The organism is Luteimonas yindakuii, from assembly GCF_004803715.2.
GTDB lineage: Bacteria > Pseudomonadota > Gammaproteobacteria > Xanthomonadales > Xanthomonadaceae > Luteimonas > Luteimonas yindakuii.
In genome coordinates, this window is the sequence record NZ_CP039383.2 from 2,716,157 (window position 1) to 2,737,361 (window position 21,205).

General features: G+C 69.3%; 19 protein-coding genes and 2 pseudogenes. 10 read left to right on the plus strand and 11 right to left on the minus strand.

The features are described from left to right. Position 1: 1 nt before the first annotated feature. From E5843_RS12600 to E5843_RS12635, 8 genes and pseudogenes are all read left to right on the plus strand, one after another. Positions 2-229 carry a hypothetical protein gene (locus E5843_RS12600; protein ID WP_134674263.1) on the plus strand — a complete coding sequence of 76 codons (228 nt, stop codon included), beginning with the start codon at positions 2-4 and terminating at the stop codon, positions 227-229. A gap of 30 nt (positions 230-259) precedes the next feature. Further along, positions 260-977, plus strand: a pseudogene (locus E5843_RS12605) (ABC transporter ATP-binding protein). 90 nt (positions 978-1,067) lie between these two features. Then, on the plus strand, positions 1,068-2,375 hold the full coding sequence (locus E5843_RS12610) for an ABC transporter permease (RefSeq protein WP_136412834.1): 1,308 nt from the start codon (positions 1,068-1,070) through the stop codon (positions 2,373-2,375). Positions 2,376-2,401: 26 nt separating this feature from the next. Continuing rightward, complete coding sequence (locus tag E5843_RS12615; RefSeq protein ID WP_141066053.1) at positions 2,402-3,631, plus strand: ABC transporter permease; 1,230 nt, start codon at positions 2,402-2,404, stop codon at positions 3,629-3,631. Continuing rightward, positions 3,631-4,965, plus strand: a complete 1,335-nt coding sequence (locus E5843_RS12620; protein ID WP_136412835.1) for an ABC transporter permease — start codon at positions 3,631-3,633, stop codon at positions 4,963-4,965. Before E5843_RS12615 ends, E5843_RS12620 begins: the two co-directional genes overlap by 1 nt. A 7-nt stretch (positions 4,966-4,972) precedes the next feature. Further along, positions 4,973-6,214: an ABC transporter permease gene (locus E5843_RS12625; RefSeq protein WP_136412836.1), complete on the plus strand. Its 1,242-nt coding sequence runs from the start codon at positions 4,973-4,975 to the stop codon at positions 6,212-6,214. 58 nt (positions 6,215-6,272) lie between these two features. Continuing rightward, complete coding sequence (locus tag E5843_RS12630) at positions 6,273-7,607, plus strand: sigma-54-dependent transcriptional regulator (protein ID WP_136412837.1); 1,335 nt, start codon at positions 6,273-6,275, stop codon at positions 7,605-7,607. Positions 7,608-7,627: 20 nt separating this feature from the next. After that, positions 7,628-8,914, plus strand: a complete 1,287-nt coding sequence (locus E5843_RS12635) for a sensor histidine kinase (protein ID WP_136412838.1) — start codon at positions 7,628-7,630, stop codon at positions 8,912-8,914. A 163-nt stretch (positions 8,915-9,077) separates the two neighbouring features. Here the strand turns inward: E5843_RS12635 and glmU are convergent, their stop codons facing one another. Then, complete coding sequence (gene glmU, locus E5843_RS12640; RefSeq protein WP_136412839.1) at positions 9,078-10,445, minus strand: bifunctional UDP-N-acetylglucosamine diphosphorylase/glucosamine-1-phosphate N-acetyltransferase GlmU; 1,368 nt, start codon at positions 10,443-10,445, stop codon at positions 9,078-9,080. Positions 10,446-10,612: 167 nt separating this feature from the next. Between glmU and E5843_RS12645 the strand changes: the two genes are divergently transcribed. Next, on the plus strand, positions 10,613-10,924 hold the full coding sequence (locus E5843_RS12645) for a GtrA family protein (protein ID WP_244240888.1): 312 nt from the start codon (positions 10,613-10,615) through the stop codon (positions 10,922-10,924). A gap of 72 nt (positions 10,925-10,996) precedes the next feature. On the opposite strand, the pseudogene E5843_RS14440 reads toward E5843_RS12645, so the two are convergent. The 10 genes and pseudogenes from E5843_RS14440 to E5843_RS12695 all read right to left on the minus strand — a co-directional run. After that, positions 10,997-12,181, minus strand: a pseudogene (locus E5843_RS14440) (DmpA family aminopeptidase); the annotation flags it as partial. Positions 12,182-12,345: 164 nt separating this feature from the next. Then, positions 12,346-12,771 (minus strand): F0F1 ATP synthase subunit epsilon, encoded by a 426-nt coding sequence (locus tag E5843_RS12655; protein WP_134674272.1) that lies wholly within the window; start codon positions 12,769-12,771, stop codon positions 12,346-12,348. Between the two features lie 30 nt (positions 12,772-12,801). Next, positions 12,802-14,208 (minus strand): F0F1 ATP synthase subunit beta, encoded by a 1,407-nt coding sequence (gene atpD / locus E5843_RS12660; protein WP_134674273.1) that lies wholly within the window; start codon positions 14,206-14,208, stop codon positions 12,802-12,804. A gap of 147 nt (positions 14,209-14,355) precedes the next feature. After that, positions 14,356-15,219: a F0F1 ATP synthase subunit gamma gene (atpG, locus tag E5843_RS12665; RefSeq protein WP_136412840.1), complete on the minus strand. Its 864-nt coding sequence runs from the start codon at positions 15,217-15,219 to the stop codon at positions 14,356-14,358. Positions 15,220-15,325: 106 nt separating this feature from the next. Continuing rightward, complete coding sequence (gene atpA / locus E5843_RS12670; protein WP_136412841.1) at positions 15,326-16,876, minus strand: F0F1 ATP synthase subunit alpha; 1,551 nt, start codon at positions 16,874-16,876, stop codon at positions 15,326-15,328. 86 nt (positions 16,877-16,962) lie between these two features. Then, a complete protein-coding gene (locus E5843_RS12675) occupies positions 16,963-17,490 on the minus strand; it encodes a F0F1 ATP synthase subunit delta (protein ID WP_136412842.1) in 528 nt (175 codons plus the stop codon). A gap of 2 nt (positions 17,491-17,492) precedes the next feature. Further along, a complete protein-coding gene (locus E5843_RS12680; RefSeq protein ID WP_134674277.1) occupies positions 17,493-17,963 on the minus strand; it encodes a F0F1 ATP synthase subunit B in 471 nt (156 codons plus the stop codon). Positions 17,964-18,067: 104 nt separating this feature from the next. Continuing rightward, a complete protein-coding gene (atpE, locus tag E5843_RS12685) occupies positions 18,068-18,358 on the minus strand; it encodes a F0F1 ATP synthase subunit C (protein ID WP_129136848.1) in 291 nt (96 codons plus the stop codon). Between the two features lie 73 nt (positions 18,359-18,431). Continuing rightward, positions 18,432-19,250, minus strand: a complete 819-nt coding sequence (atpB, locus tag E5843_RS12690) for a F0F1 ATP synthase subunit A (protein WP_134674278.1) — start codon at positions 19,248-19,250, stop codon at positions 18,432-18,434. Between the two features lie 37 nt (positions 19,251-19,287). Beyond that, positions 19,288-19,653 (minus strand): ATP synthase subunit I, encoded by a 366-nt coding sequence (locus E5843_RS12695; protein ID WP_136412843.1) that lies wholly within the window; start codon positions 19,651-19,653, stop codon positions 19,288-19,290. Between the two features lie 513 nt (positions 19,654-20,166). Here E5843_RS12695 and E5843_RS12700 point away from each other — a divergent pair. Continuing rightward, positions 20,167-21,111: a hypothetical protein gene (locus tag E5843_RS12700; RefSeq protein WP_134674280.1), complete on the plus strand. Its 945-nt coding sequence runs from the start codon at positions 20,167-20,169 to the stop codon at positions 21,109-21,111. The last annotated feature ends 94 nt before the right edge of the window (positions 21,112-21,205 follow it).

Genomic DNA, 21,205 nt, shown 5'->3' on the forward strand with positions numbered 1-21,205 from the left:
CATGAGCGCATACGCCCCCGACCTGCCGCAGTCCCCGACCGCCTCCTTCCCGTTCGCCGTGCGCTGGAACCCGTGCCAGCTGGCCGAAGCGGTGCCGCCGCGCCTGCACCAGCTCGACCTGCTGGCCGGCATCGACGGCCTCGCGCACCACCCGCGCACCCTGCGCGAGGGCACGCGCCGCTACGCACCGGCGCCGCTCGCACCCACCGCCTTCCGCATCCACGCCTGACCGGCCGTCCGCCCCTTCCGGAGTGTTCCCATGCTGCACATGCAAGCCGTATCCAAGGTCTACCGCACCGAGCTCGTCGAGACCCATGCCCTGCGCGCGCTCGACCTGCACGTGCGCGAAGGCGAGTTCGTCGCGGTGACCGGGCCATCGGGCTCCGGCAAGACCACCTTCCTCAACATCGCCGGCCTGCTGGAGAGCTTCACCGGTGGCGAGTACCACCTCGACGGCGTCGACGTGAAGGGGCTCAACGACAACGCGCGCTCGCGCCTGCGCAACGAGAAGATCGGCTTCATCTTCCAGGGCTTCAACCTGATCCCCGACCTCAACCTGTTCGACAACGTCGACGTGCCGCTGCGCTACCGCGGCATGTCCGCGTCGGAGCGCAGGCTGCGCATCGAGGATGCGCTGGGCATGGTCGGGCTGGGCTCGCGGATGAAGCACTACCCGGCGGAATTGTCGGGCGGCCAGCAGCAGCGCGTGGCGATCGCGCGTGCGCTGGCCGGCAGCCCGCGGCTGCTGCTGGCCGACGAACCCACCGGCAACCTCGACTCGCAGATGGCGCGCAGCGTGATGGAACTGATGGAGGACATCCACCAGCAGGGCACCACCATCGTGATGGTCACCCACGACCCGGAACTTGGCCGCGCGCGCGCAGCGCAACGTGCACATCGTCGATGGCATGGCCACCGACCTCGTCACCGAACCGGGCCTGGTGCGGCGCGAACCCGCCGTAGCCAACGCGATGTAGCCGCGGCCCCCGGGCCGCGAACAACCCGATCCATTCCACCAGGCCGCAACACGCCCAGCAGGCGCTGCGACCGTCCACGGGACCTCCACCATGTTCGGCTACTACTTCAACCTCGCGCTGCGCAGCTTCCGCCGCAACCGCGCGCTGACCGCGCTGATGGTGCTGGCGATCGCGCTGGGCATCGGCGCCAGCGTGACCACGCTGACCGTGTTCCGCGTGCTGTCCGGCGACCCGATCCCGCAGAAGAGCGACCAGCTGTACTACGTGCGCATGGACCCGGCGACGATGGACGGGTTCACACCCGGCGAGGATCCGGACGAGCAGATGACCCGGTTCGACGCGGAGGCCTTGCTGCGCGAGGCCCGCGGCGACCGCCAGGCGCTGATGTCCGCCGGCTCGGTGGCGGTGGAGCCCGACGCCGAAGGCCTGGCGCCGTTCGTGCTGCAGGCGCGCTACACCTCGGCGGACTTCTTCGCGATGTTCGATACGCCGTTCCGCCATGGCAGTGGCTGGCAACGCGGCGACGACGAGTCGCGCGCGCGGGTGGCGGTGATCTCGCGGGCGATGGCCGAGCGGCTGTTCGGCGACACCGATCCCACCGGTCGCAGCCTGCGCATGGGTCGCACCGATTTCCGCGTCGTCGGCGTGCTCGACCACTGGCGGCCGACGCCGCGCTTCTACGACATGAGCTCCGGCGAGTTCACCGAGAGCGAAGACGTGTACCTGCCGTTCTCGACCTCACGCGACCTGCGCCTCCCCACCCAGGGCAACATGAACTGCTGGGCCGAGCCCACCGGCGAGGAGGGCTCCACCGGCCCCGATGCCCCCTGCACCTGGATGCAGTACTGGGTGGAACTCGACACTCCCGCCAAGGCCGCCACGTACCGCGCCTACCTCGACAACTACACCTCGCAGCAGCGCGCGGCGGGTCGCTTCGAACGTCCCGACAACAACGCGCTGACCCCGGTGATGGCATGGCTGGAAGAACGCGAGGTGGTGCCCTCCGACGTCCGCCTGCAGGTGTGGCTGGCGTTCGGGTTCCTCGCCGTGTGCCTGCTCAACACGGTCGGCCTGCTGCTGGCCAAGTTCATGCGTCGCGGCGGCGAGATCGGCGTGCGCCGTGCGCTGGGCGCCAGCCGCCGCTCGATCTTCATGCAATGCCTGGTCGAAGCGGGCACGGTCGGGCTGGCCGGCGGCGCGCTCGGCATGCTGCTGGCGCTGCTCGGCCTGTGGGCCGTGCGCAGGCAACCGGCCGACTACGCCGAGCTGGCACGCATGGACCCGACCATGCTGCTGGTGACCTTTGCGATGGCCATCGCCGCCAGCCTGCTGGCAGGCGTGCTGCCGGCCTGGCGCGCGATGCAGGTGACGCCCGCCATCCAGCTCAAATCCCAGTAACGCTCCGCACGCCAAGGGACTCCGCCATGGAACTCCGTCCGATCCTCTCCACCCTGTCGCGGCACAAGACCGCCGCCGCGCTGATCGTGTTCGAGATCGCGCTGTCCTGCGCGATCGTCTGCAACGCGCTGTTCCTGATCGCCGGCCGGCTCGAGCGCATCGACCGTCCGACCGGCGCCGACGAGCAGCACGTGGTCACCGTGCAGGCACGCGGCCTGGCCAGGGACGAGAACGCGAACGCGCTGACGCAGACCGACCTCGCCGCGCTGCGTGCGATCCCCGGCGTGGCCAACGCCACGATCAGCGTGCAGATGCCGTTCGGCAATTCGAACTGGAACAGCAGCGTGCGCATGACCGCCGAGCAGCGCGGTGAAACCATGAGCGTGTCCAACTACATCGCCGACGAGCATTTGATCGACACGCTGGGCCTGAAGCTGGTGGCGGGGCGCAACTTCACCCGCGACGAGGTCGGCGACTTCGGCCGCATGCGCACCGAAGGCAAGGTGCACTTCCCGGCGGTGATCCTCGGCCAAGCCACCGCCGACCGGCTGTTCCCCGCCGGGGATGCACTGGGCAAGGGACTCTACATCTGGGGCGAGGAACCGAGCCGGGTGATCGGCATCGTCGAACGCCTGGCGAAGCCGAACGACTTCGGTTCGGCGGCGAGCTACGAGGAGTCGGTGATCCTGCCCGGGCAGGTGCCGTACTCCAGTGGCGCCTACCTGGTGCGCGTGCAGGATCCGTCGCAGCGGCAGGCGGTGCTGGAGCAGGCGCAGAAGGCGCTGCTGGCGCAGGGCCCGACCCGCATCGTCGATGCCGAGCAGGCGCGCACGCTGGAGAGCATGCGCGACCGCTACTACCGCCAGGACCGCGCGATGGCGTGGATGCTGGTGGCGGTGATCGTGGCGCTGCTGGTGGTGACCGCGCTGGGCATCGTCGGCCTGGCCAGTTTCTGGGTGCAGCAGCGCAGCCGGCAGATCGGCATCCGCCGTGCGCTGGGCGCCACCCGCGGGCAGATCCTGCGCTACTTCCAGACCGAGAATTTCCTGCTGGCGACCATCGGCATCGCCATCGGCATGCTGCTGGCCTACGCGCTCAACCAGTTGCTGATGCAGCGCTACGAACTGCCGCGGTTGCCGCTGTTCTACCTGCCGATCGGCGCCGTGGCGCTGTGGCTGCTGGGCCAGATTGCCGTGTACGGCCCCGCACGGCGCGCCGCCCTCGTGCCGCCGGCCGTCGCCACGCGCGGCGCCTGATGGCCGCGCGCTACGCGGTCGAGCTCGGTCTGCGCGGGTTGCTGCGCCATCCGCGCACGATGGTGCTCACCGTGGTCCTGCTCGGCCTCGGCCTGGCCGCGGTGATGAGCATGCTGACCCTGCTGGCGATGTTGTCGGCCGATCCACTGCCCGGCATCAGCGGGCGCCTGCACCTGGCCTGGGTGGACTCGCGCGCCGCACCCACCAGTGCCTCGGCGGCCGAGCCCGATGCGGATGCGCCGCCGTTCCTGTGGAAGCTCGCCGACGCGCAGGCCCTGATGGCGCTGCAGCCGGCCGTGCGGCAGGCCGCGCTGGTGTCGACGCCGGTCACCGTACAGCCGGACGATGCGGACACCAGCAACACCGCCACCGCGGTGCTGGCGCTGGGGCCGATGCCGTCGATGTTCGGTGTGCCGCTGCAGCGCGGCCGCTACTGGACCGCGGCCGAGGAACAGGACCGGGTGCCGGTAGCGGTGATCGGAGATGCCACCGCACGCGCCTTGTTCGGCGAGGCGGACGCGGTGGGCCGCGACCTGCGCATCGGCAGCACGATGTTCCGCGTGATCGGCGTGGTGGGGCCGTGGGCCCCACGGCCGCGCTTCCATTTCCTGCAGGCCGGCCAGGCCGTATGGAGCGAACGCTCGGAATCGCTGTTCGTGCCGCTGCACGCCGCGCTGGATGCCGGCGTCGCGCCGGTGGCCACGCGCGACTGCGATGGCCGCGGCGTCGGTGGCTTCGGCTTCGACACCATCGACCTCGACGCCTGTCGCTGGCTGGCGCTGTGGGCGGAGCTGCCCGATGCGGCCACGCGCGACGCCTATGCCGACGCACTGGCCGGCTATGCGCGATCGCGCCATGCCGCCGGCGTGTTCGAGCGCCCCGCGGCCAGCCGGCTCGACAGCGTGCCGGCGTGGCTGGCCGCCAACCGCGTGGTTCCCGACACCGTGCGGCTGTACCTGTGGCTCGCCGTGGGCCTGCTGGCGCTGTGCATGGTCAACGTCGCCGGCCTGCTGGCCGCACGGTTCCTGCGTCGCGGCAGCGAGCTCGGTGTGCGTCGCGTGCTGGGTGCGCCGCGGCGGTCGGTGCTGTTGCAGTGCCTGGTCGAGGCGGTCGCGGCCGGCACCCTGGGTGGCGTGCTGGCATGGCCGCTGACCCTGTTCGGGCTGTGGGTCATCCGCTTGCAGGACCACGGGTATACCGACCTCGCCCGATTCGAGCCGGGGCTGTTCGCGCTGCTGCTGGCGCTGGCCATCGGCACCGGCCTGCTGGTCGGCCTGGTGCCCGCATTACGCGCGGCACGGATCGAACCCGTGCTGCAGATCAAGAGTCCCTGAGGTGGGCATGCGACTTCCCCTGCGCCCGATCGTCTCGGCCCTGCGCCGCCGCCCGCTGATGCCGTGGCTGGTCGCCATCCAGGTGGCCGTGGCGGTGGCGATCCTCGCCAATGCGGTGTTCCTGCTGCAGCGGCAGGTCACGCCGCTGCTGGCCGATGACGGCATCGCCCGCGACCGCCTGCTGCTGGTGGACCAGATGGTCGCCCGCCAGGGCAGCTGGAACGGCGCCCAGATCGATGCGGTCACCGCGCTGATCCGCGGCATTGCCGGCGTCGAGGCCGCCGCGCCCGCGCTGGGTCTGCCGATGAAGCAGTCGATGACCTTCACCCTGGCGCTGCGTGGCCCGGGTGGCGAGAGCGTGGTCTCGAGCGGTTTCGCCGGCGAAGGCCTGCGCGAGGCGCTCGGCCCGCAACTCGTGCAGGGCCGCGACTTCGAACCCGGCGAGGGCTTCCGCATCGACCTCGCCGCGGGCGGCATCGACATCCCGTCCGGCACGCCGGTCATCCTGACCGAAGCGCTGGCGCGGCTGTGGTTCCCCGATGGCGACGCGCTGGGTGGGCGGCTGGAACAGACCGACGGCGGACGCGACCTGGTGGTGGTGGGCGTGGTCCGCCGGTTGCTGCGCTACCAGCTCGACGAGCTCGACGACGGCCGTGCGCAGCATTCGATCCTGCTGCCGGCGCGGATCGTCTCGGTGCCGGTGCTCAACTACGCGGTGCGGGTCGATCCGCAACGCCGCGATGCGGTTGCCGGCGACCTCGCGAAGGCACTGGAAGGCGAGTACGGCGCGCTGATGCTGGCGGGAGTGACGGTACGCGTGGACAGTTACGAGGCATTGCGCGATGCCGCGTTCCGCCCGCGACGCGCGGCGGCGTGGCTGTTCGGCACCGTGATCGCGGTGATCCTGGCGGTGACCGGGATCGGCATCGGCGGCCTGTCCGCGTACTGGGTGGAGACGCGGCTGCGGCCGATCGGCATCCGCCGTGCGCTCGGTGCCAGCCGCGGCGACATCATCCGCCACTGCCTCGCGGAGAACGCACTGGTGGTCGGCGCTGGCCTGGTGCCCGGGCTGGTGGCCGCGTATGCGATAAACCAGTGGCTGATGCAGGCCCATGCGATGGCCCGCCTGCCGCTGGCCTACCTGCCGCTGGCCGCGGCGCTGCTGTGGCTGCTCGGCCTGTACGCCGCTGCCGGCCCGGCGCGTCGTGCGGCCCGCGTGCCGCCGGCCATCGCCACCCGCAGCGCCTGAGCGCAGGCCACCGCGCATGCCGATAAGCTCTGACGTCCCTTCGCCGACCGCCTCCGCGATGTCCACCGTCCTGATCATCGACGACAACCCGGCCGTGGCGATCGCGCTCGACGTGCTGTTCTCGCTGCACGACATCCGCACCGTGCATGCCGATTCGCCGGAAGCGGGGCTGGCGGTGCTCGACACCGACGCGATCGACCTGGTGATCCAGGACATGAACTTCCGCGCCGACACCACGTCCGGCGACGAGGGCGTGGCGCTGTTCGCGCAGATCCACGCGCGCTATCCGCAACTGCCGGTGGTGCTGCTGACCGCGTGGACGCACCTGGAATCGGCGGTGGAACTGATCAGGGCCGGCGCCGCCGATTACGTCGCCAAGCCCTGGGACGACCACAAGCTGGTCACCACCGTCGGCAACCTGCTGGAACTGTCGGCCAGCCGCCGCGAGCTGGGGCGGCGGCGCGCGCGCGAGCAGCGCGAGCGGCACGCGCTCGAACAGGGCCACGACCTCTGCGGCGTGGTCTGGGCCGATGCCGCCACCGAACGCGTGCTCACGCTGGCGGTGCAGGTGGCACGCTCGGAACTGCCCGTGCTGGTCAGCGGGCCCAACGGCGTCGGCAAGGAGAAGATCGCGCAGATCATCCACGCCAACTCGGCGGTGCGTGACGGTCCGTTCGTCGCGCTCAACTGCGGCGCGCTGCCGGCGGAGCTGATCGAGGCGGAACTGTTCGGCGCCGATGCCGGTGCCTACACCGGTGCCAACCGCGCCCGCGAAGGCAAGTTCGAGGCTGCCGATGGCGGCACGCTGTTCCTCGACGAGATCGGCAACCTGCCGCTGGCGGGGCAGATGAAGCTGCTGCGGGTGCTGGAAACCGGGCGCTTCGAGCGTCTGGGTTCCAACCGCGAACGACAGGTGCGCGTGCGCGTGGTCAGCGCGACCAATGCCGACCTGCCGGCGCTGATCGCGAACGGCCACTTCCGCGAAGACCTCTACTACCGCCTCAACGCGATCGAGCTGAAGCTGCCGCCGCTGACGGAGCGGCCGGACGACATCCTGCCGCTGGCGCAGCACTTCCTGCCACCGGGCAAGCGCCTGCAACGCGACGCCGAGCAGGTGCTGCTGCGACACCGCTGGCCGGGCAATGTGCGCGAGCTGCGCAACGTGGTGCAGCGTGCGGCGCTGCTGTCGGCGGGCAACGCCATCGGCGCCGCCGCGCTGGGCCTGCCCGACACCGCGCCCGCTGCGGGCAGCGCGGTCGACCCGGATCGCAGGCAGATCGAGGCGGCGATCAGCCGCGCCGGCGGCGTGCTCGCCCAGGCGGCGGCCGAACTCGGGCTGTCGCGGCAGGCGCTGTACCGGCGCATGGACAAGCTCGGCCTGCGACCCGACTGATGCATCCGCTGCGGCTGCCGATGAGCGTCCGCCTGACCGCAGTGGCGGCGTTGTTCGCCATCGCCACCGCACTGCTCGGCAGCTGGCTGACCCGCTGGCTGCTGCCGTGGGCGGCGGTGCTCGTGGCGGCCGGTGCGCTGCTGCCGCTGCTGGTCTGGCGGGTGCGGCGCCTGCTCGATCCCGTGCGCGCGCTGTTCCGCGCGCTGGCCGGCGCGGTCACCGCCTATCGCGACGGCGACTACAGCTTCGGCATCCGCTGGGACGGCCGCGGCGAACTGGCCGAACTGGTCGAAGCGCACAACCGCTTGGGCGACGTGCTGCGCGAGCAGCGCAACTCCCTGGTCCAGCGCGAACTGCTGCTCGACACCATGGTGCAGAACACGCCGGTGGCGATGGTGCTGCTCGACGGCGTGCGCCGCGTGGTGTTCGGCAACCTCGCCGCACGCAAGCTGCTGGGTGGGGGCAGGCGGCTGGAAGGCCAGGACTTCGATGCCGTCATCGACGAAGCCCCGGTCGCGCTGCGCGAGGCGCTGGCACGTGGCGGCGATGGCATGTTCAGTGTCGGCGACGACGACGACCAGGAAGACATCTACCACCTGTCGCGGCGCCTGTTCCGCCTCAACGGCCGCCGCCACGAACTCGTGCTGCTGCGCCTGCTCACCGCGGAACTGCGCCGGCAGGAAGTGCAGACCTGGAAGAAGGTGATCCGGGTGATCAGCCACGAGCTCAACAACTCGCTGGCGCCGATCGCGTCCCTCGCCCACTCCGGCGCGGAGCTGTTGCGTCGCGGCCAGGTCGAACGCGTGCCGGCCGCGCTGGCGACGATCGAGGAGCGGGCCCGGCACCTGGAAGGTTTCATCCGCGACTACGCGCGCTTCGCCAAGCTGCCGGCGCCGCGCCTGGACACCGTGGAGTGGGAGCGTTTCATCGAGCGCCTGCGCGACCAGGTGGCCTTCGGCTTCGACGGCAACCGCGACGGCAGCGCGCGCTTCGATACCGCGCAGATGGAGCAATGCCTGATCAACCTTCTGCGCAACGCGCACGAGTCCGGCTCATCGGCCCAGGACGTGCGGCTGGCGGTGCGCCGGCTGCCCGACGCCTGGCGCATCGAGGTGCTCGACCGCGGCAGCGGCATGAACGACGCGGTGCTGGCGAACGCGCTGCTGCCGTTCTATTCCACCAAGCGCAACGGCACCGGCCTCGGCCTCGCCCTGGCCCGCGAGATCTGCGAGGCGCACGGCGGCCGCATCGCGCTGCAGAACCGCGACGGCGGCGGCCTCGCCGTCAGCCTCACGCTGCCCCAGTAGAGAAACGCGGCCTTTGGCCGCTTCCACCGTCCCTCTCCCGCCTGCGGGAGAGGGGGGACCACCTGCAAAGCAGGTGGTGGGGTGAGGGGAAACACTTGCGAGTGGTCCTCATCCGCCCCTGCGGGGCACCTTCTCCCCAGACGGGAGAAGGGTCAGCCACCTACTACTTCTTCGGCCGTACCCACCCTTCGATCACGGTCTGCCGCGCACGCGCGACTGCGAGCTTCTCATCGGGCACGTCGACCGTGATCACCGAACCGGCCGCCGTGGTGGCGCCGGCGCCGATGCGGACCGGCGCCACCAGCGAGGCATTGGAGCCGACGAACGCGCCATCGCCGATCACGGTGCGGTGCTTGTTCACGCCGTCGTAGTTGCAGGTGATGGTGCCGGCACCGATGTTCGCGCCGGCGCCGATCTCCGCATCGCCGAGATAGGTGAGGTGGTTGGCCTTGCTCGCCACGCCGACGGTGGTGTTCTTGGTCTCGACGAAGTTGCCGATATGCGCACCATCGGCAAGCACGGTGCCGGGCCGCAGGCGCGCGAACGGCCCGATGGTGGCGGCGCCCTCTGCGCGCACGCCGTCGAGGTCGCAGTGCGCGCGCACCGCGGTGCCGCCGCCCAGCGCCACGTCCTTCAAGCGGCAGAACGGGCCGATGCGCACGCCATCGCCCAGCTCGACGCGACCTTCCAGGATCACGTCGACATCGAATTCCACATCCGCGCCGACCACCACCTCGCCGCGGATGTCCACGCGTGCCGGATCGGCGAAACGTGCGCCCTGCCCGCACAGCACACGCACCGCCCGTTGCTGGAATGCACGTTCGAGCTGTGCCAGCTGCCAGGGATCGTTCGCGCCTTCGGCCTCCACCGGGTCGTCGACCATCACGATGTCGGCGGCGGCGAATTCGTCGGCCGCCATCGCGAAGATGTCGGTGAGGTAGTACTCGCCCTGCGCGTTGTCGTTGGACAGCGCGCCCAGCCAGCGTTTCAGCGCGGTGGCCTCGGCGGCGACGATGCCGGTGTTGACCAGGCGGATGCGGCGCTGCTCCTCGTCGGCGTCCTTGTGCTCGACGATGGCCGCCACGTGGCCCTCGGAATCGCGCACCACGCGACCGTAACCACGCGGGTCGTCGAGCTCGGCCACCAGTACCGCCAGCCGCGCGCTGCGCTCGCCGGTCAACAGGCGCTGCAGCGTGGCGGCGGTGATCAGCGGCACGTCGCCGTACAGCACCACCACCTCGGCGCCATCGGGCACCTCGCCCAGCGCCTGCTGCACCGCATGGCCGGTGCCCAGACGCTCGCGCTGCTCGGCCCACAGCAGGTCGTCCTGGTCGCCGAAGGCCGCGCGTACCTGGTCGCCACCGTGCCCGTAGACGACATGGATCGCCGCCGGCGCAAGCTCGCGCGCGGTGGCGATCACGTGCGCCAGCATCGGCTGCCCGGCGATCTTCTGCAGCACCTTCGGCAGCGCCGAGCGCATGCGCTTGCCTTCACCGGCTGCGAGGATGACGACGTGGAGTGGAGCGGTCATGGAATCGCCTGTGGACGGGATCGCGGCATTCTAACGGGCGCCGCTGGTAGCATTCGCGCCGTGCCGTCCGGGCACGGTCACCAACGGGTCCTGCGTTGAGCATCGTCCGCCAGTCGCGCAGCTACCTGATGATCGGCGGCCTGCAATGGGCGCTGGACTGGGCGGTCATGGTCGCGCTCAGCCACGCCGGCCTGCCGGTGCGCCAGGCCAATGTGATCGGCCGCATCTGCGGTGCGCTCTGCGGCTTCTGGATGAACGGTCGCTTCACCTTCGCCTGCGAGGACACCACCGTGGGCCGCATCCAGCTGCAGCGCTTCCTGGTGATGTGGATCGCCACCACCGTGGTCAGCACCTGGGCCATCGGGCATATCGACGACTACCTCGGGCTGAAGTGGGCCTGGCTGGCCAAACCGCTGGTGGAGATCGCGCTCGGGGTGATCGGCTTCGTCATCTCGCGCCACTGGATCTACAAGCGCTGACGCCCCGCCGGCATCGCGCAGCAGCGGCAGCAGGCGTTCCAGCGGCAGCGCCGGCACGTCGCCTCGATGGCCCCGCATCCCGTGGGCGCGGAACATCGAGTTGAGGGTGGCCTCCTCGGTGGCTTCGGCCACCGCGACGAACAGCGGGCTCATCGCCTCGTTGCCGAGCGTGGCGGCGCCCACGGTCGCCTGGCCGCGGATGCGGCGCATCGCCGGCGCGGTGGAAAATGCGATCACGTAGTCGCCCGAACCGTTCGACATCGAGGCACCGGTGCGGGCCAGGCCGACGATCGCGCGCCGTGCGAGGCGTTCGAGCTGGCGCGCATCGAGCGGTGCGTCGGTGGCGACCACGATCATGATGCTGCCGTCGCCAGCTGCCGGCGGCGCGTCCACCGTCGCCTCTCCCCTGCGTGGCCACCAGTGCGCCGGATCCGGCAACCGTGGCCCGACCCGCACGCCGGCGACGGTGAGGGTGCCGCCGTAATTGCTCTGCACCAGCACGCCGACCACATGCGTGTTGCCGGTGCCGGCGACCACGCGCGAACTGGTGCCGATGCCGCCCTTCCAGCCGAAGGCGATCGTGCCGGTACCGGCGCCGATCGCCCCTTCCTCGACGTTGGTGGTCGAAGCCCCTGCGAGCGCGGCCTGCACATGCGCCGCCTGCAGCGGGCGTGCGCGGATGTCGTTGAGATAGCCGTCGTTGGTCTCGCCGACCACCGGGTTGAGTGAGCGGACCTCCTCCATGCCCGGTCGCGCCAGCTGCCAATCGACGAGCGCGTTGGCGGCGGTCCACACGCCCAGTGTGCCGGTCAGCAGGATCGGCGTCTCCAGTTCGCCGAGCTCGCGCACCTGGCTGATGCCCAACAGCTTGCCGTAGCCGTTGGCGACGTGGATCGCCGCCGGCACGCGCTCGGCATACGGGTCGCCCGGGTGCGGCAGGATCGCGGTGACACCGGTGCGCACGCCCTCGCCCTCGACCACGGTGGCGTGGCCGACGGCGACGCCCGCAACGTCGATGATCGCGTTGCGCGGCCCCGTGGGCAGGGCACCGATGACGAGGCCGAGGTCACGCGCGCGCGGGCGCTCCGGAGTCGCAGCCGTGGGCCCTGCGGCGAGCACCGGACCAGCGGCGGCCATCAGCAACGCGCACACGGCAGCGGCGCAGGCGTAATTCTTCATGTCGGGCTCCCACGGGACTGTCGCGACCGTAGGCCGGACCGGGCGGCCGGGCAAGCGCACGTTGCGCATTCCACACATTGCGCCCCGCCGCTGCGTGCGGGAGCGTGCGCCGGGGGAATACTCCCGCCGTGCCGGTCGACAGCACCGAGTGGAACCCGCGCGGGAATGCGCCGCCACAAACGGAAAAAGCCGCCCGCAGGCGGCTTTCCCGATACGCCCGGGCAGGCGCCCGGAGCGGATCCTCAGTGCTTGAGGTTCTTGCGCAGGCGCTCCAGCGCCTGCAGCTGCGCGGTGACCTCGGCGAGCTTCTGCTGCGCTTCGGCGATTTCCATCGCCTCGCCGCGGCCGGCGAGCACGCGCTCGGCTTCTTCCTTCGCCTTCTTCACCGCCGCCTCGTCGATCTCGTCGGCGCGTACCGCGGTATCGGCGAGGATCGTGACCACCTGCGGCTGCACTTCGAGCAGGCCACCGGAGATCGCGAAGTCGAGCTTCTCGCCGTTGGCCTGGGTGATCACGACCTTGCCCGGCTTCAGGCGGGTGATCAGCGGCGCGTGGCGCGGCGCGATGCCGAGCTCGCCCATCTCCCCGGTCGCCACGATCAGGGTGGCCTCGCCGTGGAAGATCTCCGCCTCGGCGCTGACGATGTCGCAACGGATGGTCGTGGTCATGGGCTAATGCTCTTCTTCAGGACGCGTGGATCAGGCCTTCTCGGTCATCTTCTTGGCCTTCTCGACGGCCTCGTCGATGCTGCCGACCATGTAGAACGCCTGCTCCGGCAGGTGGTCGTACTCGCCGTCCACGATGCCCTTGAAGCCGCGGATGGTTTCCTTCAGCGGCACGTACTTGCCCGGCGAGCCGGTGAAGACTTCCGCCACGTGGAAGGGCTGCGAGAAGAAGCGCTCGATCTTGCGCGCGCGCGACACGGCCTGCTTGTCCTCTTCCGACAGCTCGTCCATGCCAAGGATCGCGATGATGTCCTTGAGCTCCTTGTACTTCTGCAGCGTCGACTGCACGCGGCGCGCGGTGTCGTAGTGCTCGCTGCCGATCACGTTCGGGTCCAGCTGGCGGCTGGTGGAGTCGAGCGGATCGACCGCCGGGTAGATACCCAGCGAGGCGATGTTTCGCGACAGCACGACGGTGGCGTCGAGATGGGCGAAGGTGGTCGCCGGCGACGGGTCGGTCAGGTCGTCCGCGGGCACGTACACGGCTTGGATCGAGGTGATCGAACCGGACTTGGTCGAGGTGATGCGCTCCTGCAGCACGCCCATTTCCTCGGCCAGCGTGGGCTGGTAGCCCACCGCCGACGGCATGCGGCCGAGCAGCGCCGACACTTCGGTACCGGCCAGGGTGTAGCGGTAGATGTTGTCGACGAACAGCAGCACGTCCTTGCCCTTGCCGGACTCGTCCTTCTCGTCGCGGAAGTACTCGGCCATGGTCAGGCCGGTCAGCGCGACGCGCAGGCGGTTGCCCGGCGGCTCGTTCATCTGGCCGTAGACCATCGCCACCTTGTCGAGGACGTTGGAGTCCTTCATCTCGTGGTAGAAGTCGTTGCCCTCGCGGGTACGCTCGCCCACGCCGGCGAACACCGACAGGCCTTCGTGCGCCTTGGCGATGTTGTTGATGAGTTCCATCATGTTGACGGTCTTGCCGACGCCCGCGCCGCCGAACAGGCCGACCTTGCCGCCCTTGGCGAACGGACACATCAGGTCGATGACCTTGATGCCGGTTTCCAGCAGCTCGGTGGACGAAGACTGGTCCTCGTACGACGGCGCCGCACGGTGGATTTCCCAGTGCGCGGTGGCGTCGACCGGGCCGGCCTCGTCGATCGGGCGGCCCAGCACGTCCATGATGCGGCCCAGCGTGCCGGCGCCGACCGGCACCACGATGCCGGTGCCGGTGTTGGTGGCGACGAGGTTGCGCTTCAGGCCATCGGTCGAGCCGAGCGCAATGGCGCGCACGATGCCGTCGCCGAGCTGCTGCTGGACTTCCAGCGTGATCTCGGTGCCGTCGACCTTCAGTGCGTCGTACACCTTCGGCACTTCGTTGCGCGGGAATTCCACGTCGACGACGGCGCCGATGATCTGAACGATCTTGCCCTGACTCATGTTGTCGCTCCGGTTAACTTTGTTCTGTTTGGAAGGCTCGCGCCGTCCGGATAGGTTTCGTGATTGGTGATTCGCAGTTCGTGATTCGGAAAGGCGCGGCTCGCTGCTCCTCGAATCACGAATCACGAATCACGAATTACGCCGTCGTCATACGGCGGCGGCGCCGCCCACGATCTCGGAGATTTCCTGGGTGATCGCAGCCTGGCGTGCCTTGTTGTAGACCAGGTTCAGCGTCTCGATCAGCTTGTTCGCGTTGTCGCTCGCGGCCTTCATCGCCACCATGCGCGCGGCATGCTCGGACGCCACGTTCTCCATCACCGCCTGGTACACCAGCGATTCGATGTAGCGCATCAGCACGTGCTCGAGCACCGACTCGGCGTCCGGCTCGTAGATGTAGTCCCAGTCGTGCTTGACGATGGTCTCGTCCGACGCCGGCAGCGGCAGCAGCTGGTCGAACGCCGCGCGCTGGGTCATCGTGTTGACGAAGTCGTTGTAGGCCAGGAACACGCGGTCCAGCGAACCCTCGGTGTAGCCATCGAGCATGACCTTGATCACGCCGATCAGCTGCTCGACTTCCGGGTTGTCACCCAGGTGGGTGACGCTGGCCAGCATGCGCACCTTGAGGCGGCGGAAGAACACCGTCGCCTTCTGGCCGATGGTGACCACGTCGACCTCGACGCCCTTCTCCTGCCACTGGCGCATTTCCACCAGCAGCTTGCGGAACAGGTTGTTGTTGAGGCCGCCGGCCAGGCCGCGGTCGGACGAGACGATGATGTAGCCCACCCGCTTCGGCGCCGGGCGCTCGATGAGGTAGGGGTGCTGGAACTCCGAATTCGCCTGCGCCAGGTGGCCGATCAACTGCTTCATCGCCCGTGCGTACGGGCGCGATGCCTTCATCCGGTCCTGCGCCTTGCGGATCTTGGAGGCCGAGACCATTTCCAGCGCACGCGTCACCTTGCGGGTGTTCTGCACGCTCTTGATCTTGGTCTTGATTTCTCTGCCGCCAGCCATTGCTCGCTCCGCTGCGGTGATCCGGTCGGGGAAGCCCGGTTGCCCGGAACGCTTCCCCTCGCCTCACCTGTGTCGAATCACCAAACCATCAGACAAGCCAACCGGTTCAGAACGAACCGGTCTGCTTGAAGTCCGCGATGCCCTTCTTGAACGCCGCTTCGATCTCGTCGTTCCACGCACCCGAGCCGTTGATCTTCTCGATCAGCGCGCCCTCGGTGTTGTCGAAGTGGGCGTGCAGGCCCGCCTCGAACGCGAGGATCCTGTTGACCGGCACGTCGTCGAGGAAGCCTTCGTTGACGGCGTAGATCGACAGCGCCTGGTGCGCGATCGACATCGGCAGGTACTGCTTCTGCTTCATCAGCTCGGTGACGCGCTGGCCGCGCTCGAGCTGCCTGCGGGTGGCGTCATCGAGGTCGGAGGCGAACTGCGCGAACGCCGCCAGCTCGCGGTACTGCGCCAGCGCGATGCGGATGCCGCCCGACAGCTTCTTGATGATCTTGGTCTGTGCCGCACCACCGACGCGCGACACCGAGATGCCGGCGTTCACGGCCGGGCGGATGCCGGCGTTGAAGAGGTCGGTCTCGAGGAAGATCTGGCCGTCGGTGATCGAGATCACGTTGGTCGGCACGAACGCCGAGACGTCGCCGGCCTGGGTCTCGATGATCGGCAGCGCGGTGAGCGAGCCGGTCTGGCCCTTCACTTCGCCGTTGGTGAACTTCTCGACGTAGTCCTCGGACACGCGCGCGGCGCGCTCGAGCAGGCGGCTGTGCAGGTAGAACACGTCACCCGGATAGGCTTCGCGGCCCGGCGGGCGGCGCAGCAGCAGCGAGATCTGGCGGTAGGCCACGGCCTGCTTGGACAGGTCGTCGTACACGATCAGCGCGTCCTGGCCGCGGTCCATGAAGTACTCGCCCATGGTGCAGCCGGAGTAGGCGCTGATGTACTGCATCGCCGCCGACTCGGACGCGGTGGCGGCGACCACGATCGTGTGCGCCAGCGCGCCGTTCTCTTCCAGCTTGCGCACGATGTTGGCGACCGTCGAGGCCTTCTGGCCGATCGCCACGTACACGCACTTGATGCCCGTGCCCTTCTGGTTGATCACCGCGTCGATGGCCATCGCGGTCTTGCCGGTCTGGCGGTCGCCGATGATCAGCTCGCGCTGGCCGCGGCCGATCGGGATCATGGCGTCGACGGACTTGTAGCCGGTCTGCACAGGCTGGTCGACCGACTTGCGCCAGATCACGCCCGGGGCGACGCGCTCGACCGGCGCGCTCAGCGACGCGGTGATCGGGCCCTTGCCGTCGATCGGCTCGCCGAGTGCGTTGACCACGCGGCCCAGCAGCTCCGGACCGACCGGCACTTCGAGGATGCGGCCGGTGGTCTTGGCCACGTCGCCCTCGCGCAGGTGCTCGTAGTCACCCAGCACCACGGCGCCGACCGAGTCGCGCTCGAGGTTGAGGGCGAGCGCGAACGTGTCGTTCGGCAGCTCGATCATTTCGCCCTGCATCACGTCGGCCAGGCCGTAGATGCGCACGATGCCGTCGGACACGGAGGTGACCGTGCCTTCGTTGCGCGCCTCGGCGGCCAGCTTGACCTTCTCGATGCGGCTCTTGATCAGTTCGCTGATTTCAGAGGGGTTGAGCTGGGTGCTTGCCATTTCCGGTTCCTCGGCGCGCCGGATTCGACGACGCGCGGTAGATGAAACTGTGGTGGGCGCGGCCGCGTGTAGGCGTCCGCTCCTGTTTACTGGCTCAGCGCCGACTGCAGGCGTGCGAGCTTGCCGCGCAGGGAGCCGTCGATGACGACATCGCCGGCGCTGATCACCGCGCCACCGATCAATGCGTCGTCGACCGCGACCTCCAGCTGCACCTCGCGCCCGAAACGACGCGCAAGCGCCGTGCGGATCGCGTCGAGCTCGGCCACCGGCAACTCCGTCGCCGACGTCACCGTCGCGCGCACCACCTGTTCGGCGTCCGCGCGCAGGTCCTCGTAGAGGCCGGCGATCTCGGGCAGCAGCGCAAGGCGGCTGTTGCGGGCGAGCAGTGCGAGGAAATCGCGGAAGCCTTCCTGCGCACCCTCGGGTGCCAGCAGTGCCACCGCGTCCTCACGGGCCAGCCCGGGATGGCCGAGCAGCGGCTGCGCCTGCGGATCCACCGCCACGCGCGCGGCGAACGCGAGCGCGTCCGACCAGGCCGCGAGCGCACCGGCGTCGCGGGCGAGGCCGAATGCGGCGCGCGCATAGGGACGTGCGAGGGTGATCTCCTGGCTCACGCTCAGATCTCCGCGGCCAGTTCGTCGAGCAGGGCCTTGTGGGCGTTGGCGTCGATCTCGCGGCGCAGGAGCTTCTCGGCGCCGGTGACCGCCAGCATCGACACATGGCGACGCAGGTCCTCGCGGGCACGGTTGGCCGATGCCTCGATCTCCGCGTCGACCATCGCCTTGTGGCGCGCGGCCTCGGCCTGCGCCTCGGTGCGTGCCTGCTCCACGATCTGGTTGGCGCGCTGGTGGGCCTGGTCGATGATCTCGTTGGCCTTGGTGCGCGCCGTCTTGAGCTCGTCGTTGACCTGTTCCTGCGCCTGCGCCAGCGCACGCTGGCTGTTGTCGGCGGCGGCGAGGCCTTCGGCGATCTTCTGCTGGCGCTCCTCGATGGCCTTGAGCAACGGCGGCCAGACGAAGGTCGCGATCAGCCAGATCAGGCCGGCAAAGGCCAGTGCCTGGGCGATCAGGGTCAGATTGATGTTCATGGGTGTGCCACTGCCTGTCGTGATGGTCCGGGCATGCCGGGCATGCCAGCTGTCATCCGGGAAGCGGGCGGCCGATCACGGCTGCCCGCTTCCGCGCGGCTGGATCAGCCGCCCAGCTGGGCGGCGACCGGGCCGATGAACGGCGAGGCGAACGCGAACAGCAGGCCGACGGCGACCGAGATGATGAACGCGGCGTCGATCAGGCCGGCGGTGATGAACATGCGGACCTGCAGGACCGGGATCAGCTCCGGCTGGCGCGCGGCCGACTCGAGGAACTTGCCGGCCATGATGGCCAGACCCAGACCTGCGCCCAGCGCGGCCAGGCCGATCATGATGCCGATGGCCAGAGCGGTCGAAGCCTGGATCTGGGCGAACGAGGTCAGAGCGATTTCCATGGTTTTCTCCGGAACGGATGTTGCGAGGGTTGGATGTTGAGGGTGTAGCGGGAAACGGGACGCGTGCCTGCCGTCAGTGGGCGTCCTCGGCGAGGCTGAGGTAGACGATCGACAGCATCATGAAGATGAAGGCCTGCAGCGGGATCACCAGGATGTGGAAGATCATCCAGCCGAGGCCGAACACCGTGCCGCCGAGCAGACCCAGCAGGCCTGCACCGCCGAGGACCCAGATCAGCAGGAACACGATCTCGCCACCGAACATGTTGCCGAACAGTCGCATCGCCAGCGAAATGGGCTTGGACACCCACTCGACGATGTTGAGGATGAGGTTGAACGGCATCATCCACTTGCCGAACGGCGCGGTCAGGAATTCCTTGGTGAAGCCGCCCAGGCCCTTCGAGCGCAGGGCGAAGAACAGCATCAGGAAGAACACGCTGATCGACAGGCCGAGCGTCGCGTTGACGTCGGCGGTCGGCACCGGCTTCCAGTAGTTCACGCCCAGCCAGCCCAGCGGCACGGCGAAGAAATCCGCCGGGATGAACTTCAGCATGTTCATCAGCAGGATCCAGAAGAACAGGGTGATCGCGATCGGCGTCACCAGCTTGCTGGACCCGTGGTAGGTATCGCGCGCCTGGCGGTCGACGAACTCGAGCAGGATCTCGACGAACGCCTGCCACTTGCCCGGCACGCCCGCGGTGGCCTTGCGGGTGGCGATCCAGAACAGGAAGGTGACGATCAGGCCCATCGTGACCGAGGTCAGGATGGTGTCGAGGTTGATCGACCAGAAGCCATCGGTCGCGGTCGACCCACGCACGCCGCCATCCTCGCTGTAGACGAGGTTCTGGAGATGGTGCTGGATGTAGCTGGTGGGGGTTTCCGCCTCGCCGGCCATGTGCCTGTCCGCCTCTGACTGTCTGTACGTGTTCGAATCAACGACTGGCCATGGCCAGCATCTGTGTCACCAGTGCCACGATCACGCCGACGCCGACCGCGACGGGGGGCAGACCGCCCACACCCACCGCCAGCACCAGCACCGCCAGCACGACCGCCCACTTCGCCAGCGCGCCGACCAGGACGCGCGCGAGCGCGCCACCTGCCGGTGCAGCTCCGCCACCCAGCGCGATCGCACTGTGCAGCCAGCCACCCACCGCGACCGAACCGCCCCCCGCCAGCGCTGCCAGCGCCCAATGCCAATCCTTGACCAGGAAAGCCAGCGCGGTCAGCGCCACCGCGACCGCCTGCCAGGCGAGTGCGCGCTGCGCCAGCCGCCGACCCGCAGCGAAGGAAGTCAACACATGGGGGTCCTGTGACGATGGACGATCCCGGGCCGATGAAACCGCCCGGCGAAGCCGCAGAAGTATAACAGTCGCCGGCTTTGCGGGACAACCGGCGGAGGTCCCGCAGCAGCGGGCGCGTACGCCGGGCGGCGGGCGTCCGGGCACCCCGCGCCGGGCCACGCGCATTCACAAAATTCTTTCCGGTTTCCGGGAACTCCGTGTCGAACATGCAGTCCGACCTCCTGCGCGGTCTGCCTCTTCCTCGTCGATCCAGCAGACCCCATCGAAGCCCCGGCCCGTCCGGGGCTTCTCCTTTTCCGGCACCGGCGCCTCGTCACGGCATCGAACGTCGCTGCCGCATGCGCGCTGCCGCGTCGGCCGCCCGGGCCCCTCATCCGTTGCTCCGAAGCCTCCATACGCCACCGTCTTCACGGAAGGAAGACCCGCAGGGCGGGGACACTGCGCCCCCCGCGTCGCCGCCCCCCCCTTTTCGCGGCGCGCGTCCGTCTTCCACGCATAACGAGAACCAGGATGCCCGCACCCACCCCACGCCTGCTTGCCATCTCCCTGCTCGCCACCGTCGTGGGCGTTGCCGCCGCTCCGGCGCACGCCCAGGACTCCGAACGCAGCGACCGCCTCACCCTGCGCCTGAGCGCGTTCAATCCCGAGGCGCAGCTGCGCTTCACCGGTGACGGCGTCGCCACCAACGGCACCGACACCGAGGACTTCTTCGCATCGGAGACCTTCGACGTCGGGAGCAAGTGGCGTCCGCGCGGCGCGTTCGACTTCCGGATGAGCGACCGCCAGTCGCTGGTCGGCAACTACTACGACTACGAGCGCACCAATGCCTGGGGCTTCGACGGCGACTGGCTGAACCCGGGTGGCCTGCTGGAAGGAATCGACCTGCCCGACGACATTCCCACCGACCCGGTGCAGGTGCCGGCGGTCGACCTGTCCGGCAAGGTCAAGTTCTCGCTTGCCAGCCTCAACTACGAGTACTCGGTCGTGTCCACCGAGGCCTTCGAATGGGGCCTGGGGCTGGGCGTCACCTATGCCCAGCTGGAAGCCCGTGCCAACGGCAGCTGGACGGCGACCGACGAGATCGACGCCGGCGATGCCGAGTACCAGTGGAAGAAGTCCGGCTGGTCGCCGGGCCTGCATACGCGCTTGACCTGGCGGCCGACGGACCAATGGCGGGTCGGCGTGGAAGGCCAGTACCTCGACACCGAGTGGGGCGATTTCCTCGACGAGCGCGGCCACTTCGAACGCGCCGGCCTGGTGGTCGAATACCTGATCAACGACCGTATCGGCGTACATGTCGGCTACGACTGGTTCCGGCTGAAGCTCAAGGACGACTACAGCGCGCGCTTCGAAGGCGCTGCGGACATGGACATCGACCCCGTGGATGTCAACGGACAGCTTGGCGGCCAGCTCAAGGTGCACGGCCCGATGGCCGGCGTGACGTTCCGCTTCTGACCGCAGCAGTGATGGCGAAGGCCCCGGCACATGCCGGGGCTTTCGCGTTCTACGGATCCGTCGCCGAGCTGCACGTCGTGCGCGTTCGACCGCC

Coding starts and splice junctions, on each gene's coding strand:
- glmU (WP_136412839.1), bottom strand. CDS start 10,445: ATGACCGCTCCACTCCACGTCGTCATCCTCGCAGCCGGTGAAGGCAAG.
- E5843_RS12680 (WP_134674277.1), bottom strand. CDS start 17,963: ATGAACATCAATCTGACCCTGATCGCCCAGGCACTGGCCTTTGCCGGC.
- atpG (WP_136412840.1), bottom strand. CDS start 15,219: ATGGCTGGCGGCAGAGAAATCAAGACCAAGATCAAGAGCGTGCAGAAC.
- E5843_RS12655 (WP_134674272.1), bottom strand. CDS start 12,771: ATGACCACGACCATCCGTTGCGACATCGTCAGCGCCGAGGCGGAGATC.
- atpB (WP_134674278.1), bottom strand. CDS start 19,250: ATGGCCGGCGAGGCGGAAACCCCCACCAGCTACATCCAGCACCATCTC.
- E5843_RS12645 (WP_244240888.1), top strand. CDS start 10,613: ATGGTCGCGCTCAGCCACGCCGGCCTGCCGGTGCGCCAGGCCAATGTG.
- E5843_RS12610 (WP_136412834.1), top strand. CDS start 1,068: ATGTTCGGCTACTACTTCAACCTCGCGCTGCGCAGCTTCCGCCGCAAC.
- E5843_RS12630 (WP_136412837.1), top strand. CDS start 6,273: ATGTCCACCGTCCTGATCATCGACGACAACCCGGCCGTGGCGATCGCG.
- E5843_RS12600 (WP_134674263.1), top strand. CDS start 2: ATGAGCGCATACGCCCCCGACCTGCCGCAGTCCCCGACCGCCTCCTTC.
- atpE (WP_129136848.1), bottom strand. CDS start 18,358: ATGGAAATCGCTCTGACCTCGTTCGCCCAGATCCAGGCTTCGACCGCT.
- E5843_RS12615 (WP_141066053.1), top strand. CDS start 2,402: ATGGAACTCCGTCCGATCCTCTCCACCCTGTCGCGGCACAAGACCGCC.
- atpA (WP_136412841.1), bottom strand. CDS start 16,876: ATGGCAAGCACCCAGCTCAACCCCTCTGAAATCAGCGAACTGATCAAG.
- E5843_RS12700 (WP_134674280.1), top strand. CDS start 20,167: ATGCCCGCACCCACCCCACGCCTGCTTGCCATCTCCCTGCTCGCCACC.
- E5843_RS12625 (WP_136412836.1), top strand. CDS start 4,973: ATGCGACTTCCCCTGCGCCCGATCGTCTCGGCCCTGCGCCGCCGCCCG.
- atpD (WP_134674273.1), bottom strand. CDS start 14,208: ATGAGTCAGGGCAAGATCGTTCAGATCATCGGCGCCGTCGTCGACGTG.
- E5843_RS12635 (WP_136412838.1), top strand. CDS start 7,628: ATGAGCGTCCGCCTGACCGCAGTGGCGGCGTTGTTCGCCATCGCCACC.
- E5843_RS12620 (WP_136412835.1), top strand. CDS start 3,631: ATGGCCGCGCGCTACGCGGTCGAGCTCGGTCTGCGCGGGTTGCTGCGC.